Annotated in this window: 10 protein-coding genes; 3 read left to right on the top strand and 7 right to left on the bottom strand. The window is 51.7% G+C overall.

The features are described 5' to 3' along the window. Positions 1-77 precede the first annotated feature (77 nt). The 3 genes from AC0QKW_RS12620 to AC0QKW_RS12610 form a co-directional block, all read right to left on the bottom strand. Positions 78-1,115: a restriction endonuclease subunit S domain-containing protein gene (locus tag AC0QKW_RS12620; RefSeq protein ID WP_473151426.1), complete on the bottom strand. Its 1,038-nt coding sequence runs from the start codon at positions 1,113-1,115 to the stop codon at positions 78-80. Next, positions 1,106-3,907 (bottom strand): N-6 DNA methylase, encoded by a 2,802-nt coding sequence (locus tag AC0QKW_RS12615; RefSeq protein ID WP_473151425.1) that lies wholly within the window; start codon positions 3,905-3,907, stop codon positions 1,106-1,108. Before AC0QKW_RS12615 ends, AC0QKW_RS12620 begins: the two co-directional genes overlap by 10 nt. Before the next feature lie 392 nt (positions 3,908-4,299). After that, on the bottom strand, positions 4,300-5,322 hold the full coding sequence (locus AC0QKW_RS12610; protein ID WP_473151518.1) for a transposase: 1,023 nt from the start codon (positions 5,320-5,322) through the stop codon (positions 4,300-4,302). A 317-nt stretch (positions 5,323-5,639) separates the two neighbouring features. On the opposite strand from AC0QKW_RS12610, the gene AC0QKW_RS12605 reads away from it, so the two are divergent. Beyond that, entirely contained in the window at positions 5,640-5,930 is a 291-nt protein-coding gene (locus AC0QKW_RS12605) for a hypothetical protein (protein WP_473151424.1), read from the top strand. Between the two features lie 245 nt (positions 5,931-6,175). Continuing rightward, positions 6,176-6,397 (top strand): hypothetical protein, encoded by a 222-nt coding sequence (locus AC0QKW_RS12600; RefSeq protein ID WP_473151423.1) that lies wholly within the window; start codon positions 6,176-6,178, stop codon positions 6,395-6,397. A gap of 77 nt (positions 6,398-6,474) precedes the next feature. Here the strand turns inward: AC0QKW_RS12600 and AC0QKW_RS12595 are convergent, their stop codons facing one another. The 3 genes from AC0QKW_RS12595 to AC0QKW_RS12585 all read right to left on the bottom strand — a co-directional run bounded on the left by AC0QKW_RS12595 (position 6,475) and on the right by AC0QKW_RS12585 (position 10,675). Continuing rightward, positions 6,475-7,122 carry a Crp/Fnr family transcriptional regulator gene (locus tag AC0QKW_RS12595; RefSeq protein ID WP_473151422.1) on the bottom strand — a complete coding sequence of 216 codons (648 nt, stop codon included), beginning with the start codon at positions 7,120-7,122 and terminating at the stop codon, positions 6,475-6,477. Between the two features lie 561 nt (positions 7,123-7,683). After that, complete coding sequence (locus AC0QKW_RS12590) at positions 7,684-8,562, bottom strand: diguanylate cyclase (RefSeq protein ID WP_473151421.1); 879 nt, start codon at positions 8,560-8,562, stop codon at positions 7,684-7,686. Continuing rightward, positions 8,555-10,675, bottom strand: a complete 2,121-nt coding sequence (locus tag AC0QKW_RS12585) for a transporter substrate-binding protein (RefSeq protein ID WP_473151420.1) — start codon at positions 10,673-10,675, stop codon at positions 8,555-8,557. The genes AC0QKW_RS12590 and AC0QKW_RS12585 overlap by 8 nt, the downstream gene beginning before the upstream one ends. Positions 10,676-10,931: 256 nt before the next feature. On the opposite strand from AC0QKW_RS12585, the gene AC0QKW_RS12580 reads away from it, so the two are divergent. After that, positions 10,932-11,633 carry a TIGR04282 family arsenosugar biosynthesis glycosyltransferase gene (locus AC0QKW_RS12580; RefSeq protein ID WP_473151419.1) on the top strand — a complete coding sequence of 234 codons (702 nt, stop codon included), beginning with the start codon at positions 10,932-10,934 and terminating at the stop codon, positions 11,631-11,633. On the opposite strand, the gene AC0QKW_RS12575 is transcribed toward AC0QKW_RS12580, so the two are convergent. Beyond that, positions 11,623-12,846, bottom strand: a complete 1,224-nt coding sequence (locus AC0QKW_RS12575; protein WP_473151418.1) for an adenylate/guanylate cyclase domain-containing protein — start codon at positions 12,844-12,846, stop codon at positions 11,623-11,625. The genes AC0QKW_RS12580 and AC0QKW_RS12575 overlap by 11 nt on opposite strands. Positions 12,847-13,346 lie beyond the last annotated feature (500 nt).

The raw sequence follows: 13,346 nt of genomic DNA, 5'->3' as shown, positions 1-13,346 counted from the left end.
ATTAAAGATATAACTTAAATATTGCTTGTTAATACAAGCTTCGTCTAATTCAACTCTTATGTATAAGTCTGGAAATATTATATTTTTATTTCATCGTTTACAATTGATGCAAGGGCTACTAATTCAACAGTATTACCCCTGCTAACAAAAAAGTCTCCCTTTTTTATAAAAAAATCTTCAATATTGTTGCGAGTTTCTTCTGTGAATTTTGATGGTTTAATTCTAAGTACACCATCAAAATTATAGCTTTCTTGACCTAAGACTGGGATACCATCGCCGCCCTCAACCGATGATGGGCTCCATCCATTTTTTGTGGATATATTAAAATGACCGAGCGTTTTAATACAATTGATATTAGAATAAAGGATTGATTGAATATACTGCATTTTGTTCCATCTTAGACCACATCGTAGTTCTAGATTGTGCGGGCTAATTTTATCAAATGAAACAGATAGAATTTTGTTTTTTTCTAACTTATACACTTCATTAAGGTCAATTCTAAAGTAGTCTTCAAGAACTCGATTTATGATGTCTAAAGGTTTTAGCTTTGAATTTTTAAGTTCTAAAATTTCCTTTTCGTAAGATGATATTTTAGATAGCAATTCTTTTTGTTTTTCAAAATCAAATAATAAATATCTCTGAACTGATAAAAGACTGAAATGCCTATTATATCCCCTACTTGGAACATCCATAAATCGTAATAAATAATAAAAGAATAAAGGGTCTACTTTATTCTTGTCTGGAAAAAGTATTTTTATGCCGTCTGCACCTTGAACAAAGGGAAAGTTAACAAACTTAAAAATTCTTGTATGGTCTCCAAAAATAATTACAGGCAAGTTTCCCTTATATGCTAAATCTTCTCTATCTGTATATCCTGCAATAAAGTTTTTGCTTTGGTCAACTATAGGAATATGGTTTTTCTCTGATTCTTCTTCGTAATTTTCTGTTTTCAGTTTACCAACCGAAAAGTCATTGTCATTGCATAAAAAATAATTTAATGGTCTATTATTTGATTTAACTTCCATCCGTTCCCAGTAATACTGGACTCTACTTGAAGCAATTAAATTACTTGTTTTACTTAGTTCTGAAAACTTTATCTTATTCACTATTGCCATATCACTTCTTTCCTAATGGTGTCTAGTATAGTTAACTGTTCGGTTGTACGAAGCACGATATCATCACTTTTGTAGCGTGCAAGCACTCCTTTTTTGAAATAGCTAATTAGTTCGATGTCGATTCTTTCAGCGTATTCAGCTTTTAGTTTATCGGCTTCATAATATTTTTTGAAAATTTCAGCAACCTGTGCTTCTTCAGCTTCTACCTGTTCAATTTTCGAAATCAGTGCTTCAATATCGCTAGTGAGCCTTTCCGCTTTCTTTCTCAGTACTTCGGTTTCTTTGTCTTCAATTTTATGATTTATAGCTTCCAGTTCTTTTCTAAGTTCATCTAACTGCTCTTTTAAAGTCCTGACGTCCTCACCGTAAATTTCAATAATTTCCTTTGTTTTGAGCGTATCAGGCGCGTACTCCAAATCGTAAAGATCGTTTGGCATTAGGCTTTCGCTCCTTGTAGTTCTCTTGTAACCCACATTGTCGGCTTCTGCGATAAAAATATCGTAATCCATCTCTTTTGCTACTTCACCGAACACCCACCAAGCATTGTAAAAGCCAAATACATTGGTTTCCTTTTCAAACTTTCCTAGACTATCTATTTCCTCCCTATATTTGGAAAGCAACTCTTTTGGATTTAATGCTTCATCTTCGGGGGTTACGTAGTCCTTCAAAAAGCGTTTGATATTGGCTTTAATGTGTTCCAGATCTTTCTTATTGATCACCTCAACAGCATCCTTATCTTCATTCTCCAAAAGTTTATTCAAGTCGGTCGTAAGTTCCTTTACCCAAGCATACTTTTTGCTTAGTTTGGCTTCATCTACAAAGTAGTTATAATAGCGAATTACACGGGTTTTAAGTTTTGCCCATTCTTTCCCGTATGCGTCCCACAGCTTGTTCCACTGCTCTACTTGTTTTTTGGTTTTCTTTTGGGCAAACAAAAGACTTGTTTTAGTAGAAGTATAGGGTTCAAATGTCAATTGCGGCAAACTTACGATTGCCTTTACGTTGAAATATTTAAAGAGAAATAAGCGTATATATTTGTTTTCAGCGGTGTCAAAAACACTTTCAGGAAGCACAACCCCTAATCTACCACCTTCCTTTAAAAGCTGGTAGTATCGCTCGATAAATAAGTTTTCAGAGTTCTTTTTGTCGCCAAAGGCAAAGGCATTTTTTACTTCTCTTTGAGTTTGCGTATCCAGATCAACGCTAAAAGGCGGGTTGCTTATAACAACATCAAATTTTGCGTTTACTTCTTTGTCGTTGTAAAGCAGTTCTGCGTTAGCTGTTTCCAAATAGTTGGGTGATGTTTCTTTTACATAAAATCGGAAAGGCAATAAGCCATCTTTCACAAAAATATTGGTTGAGCCGTCACCATGTAAAATCATATTGACTTTTGAGGAAGTGCCTAAGTCAAAGTTGATTTCAGTACCATATAGATAATATCTTGCCCATCTATTTTGTTTGCTCTTTTCATCTATTCTTCCAAAAAGCTCATTCAAGCGCTCTTGTATCTGTCTGCTTGTTTTAATTAGATGCCTTTGTTTGTATTTTATTTCCTTGGTAATGAGTTTCATTGCTTCTACTAAGTATGTTCCGCTGCCTGCCGATGGGTCAATGATGAGCGGTAATTCTCTGTCATTATTTAACCGTTCAATAGCCAACTGATCCAATTGCAAAGCATAAATCAAAAAGTTTACGATTGGGGTAGGAGTAAAAAACTGCCCTTGGGTTTGCTTAAAACCGTCTCGTGTAATGCTCTCAAAAAAGTCTCCAAGTATATCTTTGCCGTCCAATGAACTGCGGCCTTCCAAAAATGAATAGTTTTCTAATGACTGAACGGTGTAAATAAGTTTGTTTATCGGAAACTTGTTTCGGTTAATTACGTGATCATCATCAATTTTTTGCTGTTCCGAAACATTGAGCTGTTCTTTTAATGCTCGTTTATAAAGCTGGTTTATTCGATCATAAACCTTTTCTGCTCCTTCAATATGATTTCCGTATTGGTGGATCTGAAAATCGTATTCTTTACCATCCTCCTTCTCATATTCGTCCTGGATTTTGGCAAGAATGATGTTTACAAGAGAGTAAAAAATTTCACTGTCGTTGGTTCCACCGCCGCCCCAAAGCACATTATGTAGATTTCTTCCTAAACCTTCAATTTCTTCACGATTGATTTTGGTTCTTAAATCGTGCTTTTCGTGTCCTTTGATTAAGGGCTGCTTCTTTGGCTCTCCGTAACCTGCGGTGGTTTCCGTTCCAATGGAAATAAAGCCGTCATTCTCCCAGTCTGCGTAGTTGTGGTATTTCTCAAAGTCAATGATGATTGCTTTATCCAAAATGCCTTCGTCTTGCAAGTCGGCAGTATAGTAAACCAAATACTTTACTTTGGTTTTATAGTCTTTTTCTTCGGCTTGTGCTAACGAGAAAAGCTGTCCTTCAATTTCTTCTTTGTCTTTTTCAAACTTGTTTGGCGATTTGGTTTCAATGAAAAAGAAAGGATTACCTTTATCGTCTTTAACAATGATGTCAATTCTTGGTGTTAGTTTTCCGTGTCCTGCCTTTACAGAATATTCCTTTTCTATCTCAATATTCCCAGGCTTATAGTCAAGTTCGTTTACTAATCGGTCAATCAGAAATGCTCTTACAATTTCTTCGTTACCCGTTAGGGAATTCAAAGCCCTGTTTTGCTTTATTTTCTCGGAATAATGAACAGTCCTTTTGTCGATACTGATTTTGGCAACACTATTTTTTTGCTTTATCAGTTTCTGTTCAATTAGCTCTTGCCAAGTCTTCATTTATGTCTCTTAATTAAAATTAATTATTCTGTTGCATTCCTACGGTCTAATTTGGACTGGTGCCTAAATCGTTATTAAGGGGAATCATTCCAACTAGCTCCTCAAAAAGAATTAGAGCAATAGCAACCGCAACAACCATTATTATATTTTGCAACACTCCGGACAGATTTAGGAGGCTGTGGTCCTAGTCTATGCGGCTATAACCTACCCCTGTTAAGGTGAGCGTTTGTACCAATGGATCGGCGCGATGGCCAACGAGAAAACAAGGTTTACGAGCCTTGGTTCACTTTGCTTCTGGGAAAGAAAATCCGTAAAGCCGAGGTTGCAATTCCTGATTTTGAGGTCTGATCGCTGAAACGCCCGTATACCAAGGAATAGTTCATCTGTTCACCTTAACAGGGGTAGGCTATAACCCCGTAGTTCAGGAGGGTCTGGTAGTTGGGATGGGATTTAATCAAAGTCGGCTCCAGAGCAAACGTGGCTGTAAATAGGTCGAGAAGATGGGCATTAAGGGCCTGCCGTTTGAATGAGGCGATAGAGAAACTGAGCGGTTCAGCGGGTTCACCCTGAGCTTGAGTGGATTGCAGGGCGGCTTTGGCCAAATTAAAGGCCGTCAAACTGGCGTTGACATGGGAATCGAGTGCTTCGGGAGAGCGGGCTTGGCAATCCGCTAAGCCTGTGAATTGGCGAGCATCACGGAAGATGAATTCGATTTGAAACCGCGCCGCGTAGTATTGATAGATCGCCATGGGGTCACCGTCGATATCGGTCGAGAACAAGACGACATAGCTCCGTCGCCCGCTTTGCTCCTTGAGCAAATAGGCCAAGCGGATGCGGCGCTTGAGGCTGACCGACCAAACGACAGTGGTGTAGAGGGACACTCCCTCCTCTAGGGTCTTCACGAAGGTGAAGCGACTGGTGTCAGCCAGGTTTACCTTACCGTCATAACGACGGCGGTTGCCCCGTCGCTTCTGGGGACCCTCATAGAGAAACTTGAGGTTGGCATCGCTGCGGAGCCGCCCAATGGAGTGAAAGCCCAACTGCACCACCCCGCTCACCCATTTGTACTTGCTGTAGAAGCCATCGGCGACCACATAGCGAACTCTCGCTGGAAAGAAAGCTGTGCAATAGGCCAGATGCCCTAGATAAAAGTCGACTCGGCTTTTGGGGGGCTTCGACTCATCAGCCGAAGCGGCGGCCTGAGCACCCAGCCCCGCTTCGGTTTGTTGGGCCGATAGCGCATAGCCCGTCTTTTGCGCTAAATCAACAACCGCGACTACCGACCATTCCAACCCTCGCTCGGCTCGCTGCGTTTTGCCGTTGTAGAACCAGTCCAACCCGTAGGTGTGGCGGCCACTTTTCTCCGTAAAGGTGCAATCTACCACCACGATCTGGGAGCTGTCATCTGCGCTCACCTGGCCAATCAGGTCTTGGTTCAAGCCTTCTAAGCCCAGTCCAGCCTCAAAATGACGCCGGTACGTTCGCTCACAGTAGTCGCTGTACCGACTTAGGTTGGTGTAGTTGACCTTAGCGGGGTCAAGCAGGCCAAGCGGCCTATTGCCGTGCGCCTGGGTCGGTCATCCAAGGGAGCCGCTGCGGCATCGCCAGCGGAGGGCTCAGAGGTGCGATCGCACCCTGGCCGCTTCTCGTTTTATTCAAGGCGGGAGTAGTGCCCAACGATTCCCCGCTCTAGTTTGAGATTTTCTCTGCTGTTTTCACTGGTTTAAGCGCCATGACAACCCCCCAAACCCAGCTCAGGCTGAGAATCTACGGTTCTCCTCAGGTGTCTGTAAAATCGCTGCTCGAAGACCTGGCCGAAAGCTGTCGGGTGGTCGTCCGAGGCATTGCCCAAGGCGGCCAACCGACTACCTTTTCGGTCAGCAGCCTGGCCCAGTCCACCGCCCTAGAGATTGAGCTGTCTGGCCCGCTAAATGCCGTGCAGTGCTGGCTCAAGCAGCTTCAGAAATACCCCATCACCATCCAGGGCAAGGGCCACGCCGACGGCGATAGCTGGCACTACTAGGGGCTGTCATCAATTAGCTGCTGAAGGCCCACAAATCAATGATGACAGCCCCTAGTCTGTTTTTTGGGTCGGGCGTGGCAAGGCTTGATACACCAGACTTTTAGTCTCAATTGATGACACGCCCTAGGAAATTTTGAGTTCTCAATGCTGAATTTTGAGTTGGTTGCCATTCAAAGCTCAAAACTTCCTACCTCTGGCGATCGCTGCAACTTTCCCCGTTCGTTGTTCTCTCTACTCTCTGCACCATGACATCCTTCTCTCTCAACACCTCCAAAACCGCCCTCGTCTACCCCTCTACGCCCCGCCCCCTTGCCCGCCGCCGATCGCTCCGTAACCGCTGGAGCTACGGTCGCGGCTACACCGTCGTCGCCCTACTTGCTCCCGTGGTATTGGGCAGCCTGCTGCTGGTCTACCTACACAACCGCGTGAGAACTCAGTTCAGTCTGCTGCGACTGCGGCGGTGGTAAGAGTGATGTAGTGACGGAGTTTCCCCGACAGGGCAGACACACCGGTCTGCCCTGCCGGGGAAACTCCTCCCACTCATCTAAATCTCGTAGTGCCAGTGGTCGCTTGTCTCAGCCAAGATTAACTGGCGCGATCGCCGATAGATCAGCCCCTGTTCCTCAAACTGCCGCAGCAGGCGAGTTACCGTCACCCGGCTGAGGCCGCTGAAGTCAGCCAAGTCTTGGTGGGTGATTTTGAGATCGATCAGGCAGCCTCGGTCAATCTGCAAACCAAAGCGATGGGCCAGCCACTGCAAGAGACTCAGCAGGGCGGTTTCGGCCCGGCGGTGGGTGCGCACTACCATCAGCGCCTCAGTGTTTTTTAGGTAGCTGGTGATGACGTCCACGGGGGGTTGCCAGTCGCTCAGGGCAATGGCGACCGCCTCGACGGGGGTTAGCGCCTCGATCAGGTAGGGATCGGCATTGGAGAGAGACTGCCCGACAATATCGCCAGTGCTCCACAGCCCCAGGGCGATCGCCGTACCGTCTTCTTGGTAGGTAATCGTGCGCACAACACCCGCCTTGAGTAACCAGAGGCGATCGGAGCGGACGGGCAGGTAGCCGCGCCGCCCGCAGGACGTAACGTCAGCCATCGGCCACTGCTGCAATTGCTCTAGAGAAAGCCCCTGTAATGGCTTGGCCGAGACAACGTGTGGCACAACCCCAAAACTATCCAGTTGGTTCAACATGACCGCTCTCCTGATTCTGGGGATATAGCCCAACCACTGCTAGCCAGGCACCTGCAACTCAACCCCTAGGGTGTTGCCAAATCAATTCCCCAAAGAATAACATATTTCAAACTGTTTCAAATTCAATCTTGTTTCAAATAAAATTCGATCAATTTTTAGCCTGAATCGGTTTGGGGATATCTGTTTTGCGGATTCCTATCTCAAACATGACCCACCCCCTTGACCTTGCCGCTCTCCCTTGCCAGTCATTCCCTCGATCTTCCTGAGCGATCGCCAGTGAATCCGTAGGCGATCGCCTGGTCGAAACCCCTTCAACCCATCCTCCAGTCGCTTCAATGTAGGTTCCGCCCTGACTGCCTGACGCATCTTTAAGCGGCCTCCTAAGGGGGAAGCTGACAACGCACAGAACGAGATTGCAGCGCCAGCGACCATCCGTCCAAAGACCAACCCCGTTGTAGAATCGGGCTTCCCCCTTAGGCGGCCATAGCGTGCCGACTGCAATGGTATGACGGCGAGGATCATGCACTATGACGGCACAGGGCAATCGTCAACATCAGGGGCTTAGGTACTGGCGGCACAGATTTGATTTTTGCCCAGACGTTTTGCCTCATAGAGCTGCTCATCGGCCAGCTGCACCAGGGTGGTAGCCGACTGATTGGCAGCGGGCACTCTGGCGGCCAATCCAATGCTGACCGTCACCACTGGGGCAGTCGGCGAGTACTGGTTGGGTATTCTCAAGCCTAAAACCTCTCGCTGAATGCGCTGGGCTACCACCTGGGCTTTGGCCAGGGTAGTGCGGGGCAAAATCACCACAAACTCTTCGCCACCGTAGCGGGCCACCAGGTCGCTGGGGTGGTGCAGGCAGTGGCGCAGCACCTTGGCGACCTGCACCAGACAGCTATCGCCAGCCAGGTGACCGTAGGTATCGTTGTAGATTTTAAAGGCGTCGATGTCGCAGAGAATGACGGCCAGGGTCTGTTGCTCGGTGGCCATGGTCTGCCACTGTTGGTCGAGATACTCATCAAAGCGACGGCGGTTGGGGATCTGAGTCAGCCCGTCGATGTCAGCCCGTACCATGGCAGCGCAAAACTTTTGGTGCCACTGGGTGTCGAGGGTGTCGCCGTGCTCCATGATCGTGTGCATGATGATCTCTAGGTCGGCCTTTTGGCGGGAGATGATGTCGATCAGGGTCTTGAGGGTGGTTTCGGCCCGCAGTCGCTCTAGCATCTCGGCCTGGAGCCGCTGGTTGGCATAGTGCAGGTCAGCCTCGATCAGATCGCCGTGCTCGGCGGTGGTGGAGAGGGCGATGTGCAGATCGGCGTTTTCTTGCCGCAGCCGATTGTTCTCTCGACGCAGGTCGTCTACGGTTGCCAGTAGCTTGGCATCCGTAGACATCCCGCCAGGAGCGGTGAGAGGAGCAGCGTTTTCAGGATCAGACACGGCGTTTAAACACCACTAGAGTAATGTCATCGTAGACAGTGTGCGGCCCAATGTGCGATCGCACATCCGCAATTGCCGCCTGTTGAATGGCTTGGGCTGACTCGCCCCACCGTTGCTGCACCACAGCAATCAGCCGATCGAGGCCGTAGAGCTGGCGTTGGCTATTTTCGGCCTCGGTAATGCCGTCGGTGTAAAGCACTACCCCGTCGCCCACCGCCAGATCGAGGGTGTGCTGAGCCACAAATGGGGAGATGTCGGCTACTAGACCCACGGGGTAGCCTAGGTCGCTGGTGTCGATGCGCTCCACGGTGCCGTTAGCTCTGATAACGATCACGTCTTCATGCTGGCCACTGATGGTGAGTTTGCCTTGGTAGTAGTCGATTAACACCAGAGATAGATCGCGGTGGGAGTCCATTCGCAGGCGATTTTGGTAGATCACCTCATTGATCGCCTGAAAAATCTGCGGCGCCGAGGCCGTCATTCCCAGGGCTTGCAGGGTGCGCACCGCCGTTTGCGCCATAATCATCAGCACTCCGCTCTCGAGGCCATGGCCGGTGACATCGCCCATGGCCAGGGTAACCCGCTCTCCTGCTTCCGGTCGCTCCTCTCCCAGTGGCCCTTTTCCCTGAAGCACGTCATAGTAGTCGCCACCTACCTCAGTGGCGGCCTCCATAAACCCGGCAATGTCTAGAGCGGCGATCGCCGCCAGCTCCTCAGGGCGCGGCAGCACCATGCGCTGAATCTGGCGGGCCACATCTAGCTCGGCCCCCAGGCGCAGGTTGTCAGCCGCGAGAGCCTGGTTGAGGCTGGTGATCTCGGCATTGGCGGCCCGCAGGGCCGCCTCGGCCTGCTGCCGCTGATCGATCTCCTGGCGCAGCTGGGCCAGAGCCTGCTCTAGTTCCCAGCTCGACTGGATGGCGTCTGAGACCTCGCCCAGCATCTCAATCACTACCTCTGCCGCCGCGAAGGACTGACCTTCCATTCCCAGCCAGGGCTGCGGGCGAATCGGCCCAGGGCTAGAGTAGACAATGCGAAACTGCCCGTTGGCCTGGGCCTGACCCACATGGCAGGCCTTTTGCAGGTGGTGGTTGGGCTCGCAGCAAACGGGGCCACTGGGGGCATCCCAACACTGGTGGTAGGCGGCCTGGCGCACTGCATCGGTGTCGGTGGTCTGGGCGGCGGTGACGGCGGCCCGCCACAGATACACCTGGGTATAGGCGGCCTCGATCGAGTCGCTGGTGACGCGATCGCCCCCATAGCGCTGTTGAAACCGCCGCACAAAGGCACGGTTGGCGGAGGTATCTAGACTTTGAAAGTAGCTCCAGCAGGCGTAGTGCCCAGCGGCGGCGGCACCGATCGCCTGTAGCTCTAGCTCACCAATGCTGACCGTGAGAATGGGAATGCGATCGGCGGTGATGCCCACCGCCTGGCACTGGGTGTAAAAGGGCAGGTTGCTGGCCCCATTTAGCGTGTTAAACACCACGTCGGGTTGGGCCGCGAGAATTGCTGCGGCAATATCCCTAAAATCGGTTGTGCCTAGGGGGACGTAGGCTTCGCCCACCACCTTGCTGCCGTCCGCATCTGGACGGTGTTCGAGCTGCCCTTTGAGCACCTTGTTGGTCACCCGGGGAAACAGGTGGTCTGAGCCCACTAAAAAAAACCGCCGCAGGCCCTGACTCAGCAGCCAGTCGAGGGCGGGCTCTACCTGCTGGTTGAGGCATGAGCCGGTGTAAAACACCCAGGGCGACTGTTCTAACCCTTCGTAGTGGACAGGGTACCACAGCAGCCGATTGTGGGCCTCAAGCACCGGCAGCACCGCCTTGCGCCCCATGGAGGCCCAGCAGCCAAACAGAGTCACCACTGGGTTAGAACCATCGGGGCCGGGGGCCAGCAGCTGCTGGGCTGCCGCCTTAAACTGAGCTGGAGCCGACCCGCCGTCGGCCACCACCGCTTTGAGGGGGCGGCCGAGCACGCCGCCGCTGGCGTTGATCTCGTCGATCGCCAGCAGGGCCGCCTCTAGCAGCGGGGCTTCACTGCTGGCCATGGGCCCTGTGAGGGAGTGCAGCAGACCTACCCGAATTGGCGCACCAGAGACTATGGGTGTCGTAGCCATATCAAGTCCGGATTGGGATCTGTAGTTTGCCCACCGACAGAACTCCGCGTCTGAACTGGGATGGGGTTGAGATTGGCCTCGGGCATTTGCCTGTCTGTAATGAATTCACTATGCCTGCGCCCAAGCATCCACCATGGATTGACCCAACAGCCCTAGATTGCCCAAAGCTGGGCTAAAAGCTACGTTGAATGAGGCGATCGCAGAGGTTTAGATCGCGTGAAGGATAATGGTCATTGGTCGTAGCCGTAGGATTGCCATGTACCCAGCAACTGCCGAGCCACCAGAGACCGACGGGCCAGGCTCCTATGGTCTGATGCTGTTCACCCGCTACCCCGTGCCGGGGCAGACTAAAACCCGGATGATTCCGCACCTGGGGCCGGAGGGGGCAGCGGCGCTACAGTGGCAGATGACAGAGTATGTCCTCAATCAAATGACTGAGGCGGCCCGGCAGTTACCCCTGGCGGTCGAGGTGCACTTTAGCGGTGGCAGTTTGGCCCAAATGCAAGACTGGCTGGGCGATCGCCCCACAGTCACCTACCACCCCCAAGGCGAGGGTAGCTTGGGCGATCGCCTGATTGCCGCCTTTCACCATAGTTTTGAGGCTGGCCGACGGGGGGCGATCGCCATCGGCAGTGACTGCCCAGCCATGGGCCTCGACCACCTGAGCGCTGCGATAGAGGCTCTACAGCGGGTCGATGTGGCGATCGGCCCCGCCACCGATGGCGGCTACTATCTAATCGGCCTAGCTCAGCCCCAGCCAGCCTTGTTTCACAACATAGACTGGGGCACTGACAAGGTGCTAGCCCAGACCCTTGCCGCCGCTGCTGACCAGGGGCTGAGCGTAGAGCGATTGACCCCATTGACCGATATCGATCTGCCGGCAGACCTGCCCCATTGGGAACAGATTTTGGCCAATTCTGCTCTCCAATCGCTAGGTTTGACTGGGGCTACAGGGTAAACAGTTCCATGGTCTGGGCGCGGCCCCGCAGGGCATGCACCCCTACGGACTGGAGGGGCCACTGGGGCAGCCGCTCCTGGGTAGCCTTGCTCACCAGCAGAGCATGACCCAGGGTTTTGGTCAGGGCTTCGAGCCGGGCCGCCACATTCACCGTGTCGCCAATCACCGTAAACTCCAGCCGTCCGCTGCTGCCCAGACAGCCCGCCACCACTGCCCCAGAGTGCACCCCCACCCCCATGGCCAAGGGTGAGATCTGACGCACCTCACGCAACATCGCCGAGACGGCGGTGAGGGCGCTGTGGGCATGGTTGTCGAGGGGGGCAGGGGCACCAAAGACCGCCAGCATACCGTCTCCCATAAATTTATCGACCCAGCCGCCGTGGCGCTTGACGATCGCCGCCAGAGTGCCCTGGTAGCGGTTAAGAAAGTCGAGGGCAGCCTGGGGGGCGAGGGCTTCGGCGAAGTGGGTAAACTCTCGCAGATCGGTGACCACTACCGTGACATCGTACTTCTGGGGCTGCTGGAGGAGTTCGAGGGGAGACTCAAAGGCGGCTTCAACCACCATTTCGGGCAAGAACTGAGCCATTAGCACCCGGCCCGACTCGTTTTTTACCTGACGGCGCACGATCGCCGCCATGCGCATGCCCAGGTAGCCGGTGCCAAACACCGTCACGCCCGCAAACAGAGCCAGGGCCACATTTAGCTCAAACAGCACCGCCGCATAGCTAAAGTTGGCCAGAGCCAGTAGCGAGGTCAGCAGGGCCGCCCGGCGGCTCAGCCGCAGCCCCCCAGACACTGCCACCAGGCTACAAAAGGCGACCACGTTGGTCAAAATCAGCGGCTGGCTCTCCCCCAGCACCTGTTGAATATTGGTGATGAAAGCCCACAGCAGCAGATTGTCAAAGATAGGGATGATCACCTGCCAGCGCCGCAGGACTTCCATGGCTAGCCCCTGGCGCAAAATGGCCACCAGCAGCAGCGCAAACAGGGTGGCACAGAGGCTAATGATCATCACCGTGGGAGGCACCTGGTCTTTGCCCAGCAGCGCCTGGGGAAACAAAAAGACCGTCAGATCTAGCAGCAGCGACAGCACCAGCACCCCCGCCCGCACGTAGGCCAGCTGTAGCTCGTTGCGGTGGGCCTCGGCAGAGACGACCTGATCGAGGGCCGCTTGAAGGCTGTGCTGGCGCGACGGGCCAGTGAGCGAAGCCATAGACTGTCCGAAGGGAGTTTCAGCGGTCATCGTCGCCAGGGGGATGTCGGTGGCTCAGGGTGGCTGAGCCAAAAAACTGAGTCCTACTCTATTAAACCACTCTTGAAAAGAGGGGGGAGACCCCGATAACACTCTCACTGTAGGGGCACAACCTGACAGCGCGTGACACACTGCAATGCCCCTACCAGATCCCTGTTTTGGGCCGGGTGGTTTCAATGCAGATTCAGTAGATCACAAACGCGCTCTTTTGCCGCGAGCCAGCCCTCACCCTAAATCCCTCTCCCTTGGGGAGAGGGACTTTGAAGGCAGCTTCCGGCTCCCCTCTCCTCTTGGGAGAGGGGCTGGGGGTGAGGGGGGGCAGGGACTTTTCGATCCACTGAGATTTGATATGAAACCAAAACTTGCAATCCGTACTCATAACGAGTATGATTTGGAGAACTGAGCCGGATGCTACGATTGCACAATAGTCAGAATGATCTGAGTGCGCATTCTTACTACTC

This window comes from Pseudanabaena sp. PCC 9330, assembly GCF_055795045.1.
This window is presented reverse-complemented; position numbering and strand designations above follow the sequence as displayed.

Excerpts from the sequence above, each read along its gene's own strand:
- AC0QKW_RS12620 (WP_473151426.1), bottom strand. The coding sequence starts at position 1,115 with ATGGCAATAGTGAATAAGATAAAGTTTTCAGAACTAAGTAAAACAAGT.
- AC0QKW_RS12615 (WP_473151425.1), bottom strand. The coding sequence starts at position 3,907 with ATGAAGACTTGGCAAGAGCTAATTGAACAGAAACTGATAAAGCAAAAA.
- AC0QKW_RS12605 (WP_473151424.1), top strand. The coding sequence starts at position 5,640 with ATGACAACCCCCCAAACCCAGCTCAGGCTGAGAATCTACGGTTCTCCT.
- AC0QKW_RS12600 (WP_473151423.1), top strand. The coding sequence starts at position 6,176 with ATGACATCCTTCTCTCTCAACACCTCCAAAACCGCCCTCGTCTACCCC.
- AC0QKW_RS12595 (WP_473151422.1), bottom strand. The coding sequence starts at position 7,122 with ATGTTGAACCAACTGGATAGTTTTGGGGTTGTGCCACACGTTGTCTCG.
- AC0QKW_RS12585 (WP_473151420.1), bottom strand. The coding sequence starts at position 10,675 with ATGGCTACGACACCCATAGTCTCTGGTGCGCCAATTCGGGTAGGTCTG.
- AC0QKW_RS12580 (WP_473151419.1), top strand. The coding sequence starts at position 10,932 with ATGTACCCAGCAACTGCCGAGCCACCAGAGACCGACGGGCCAGGCTCC.
- AC0QKW_RS12575 (WP_473151418.1), bottom strand. The coding sequence starts at position 12,846 with ATGGCTTCGCTCACTGGCCCGTCGCGCCAGCACAGCCTTCAAGCGGCC.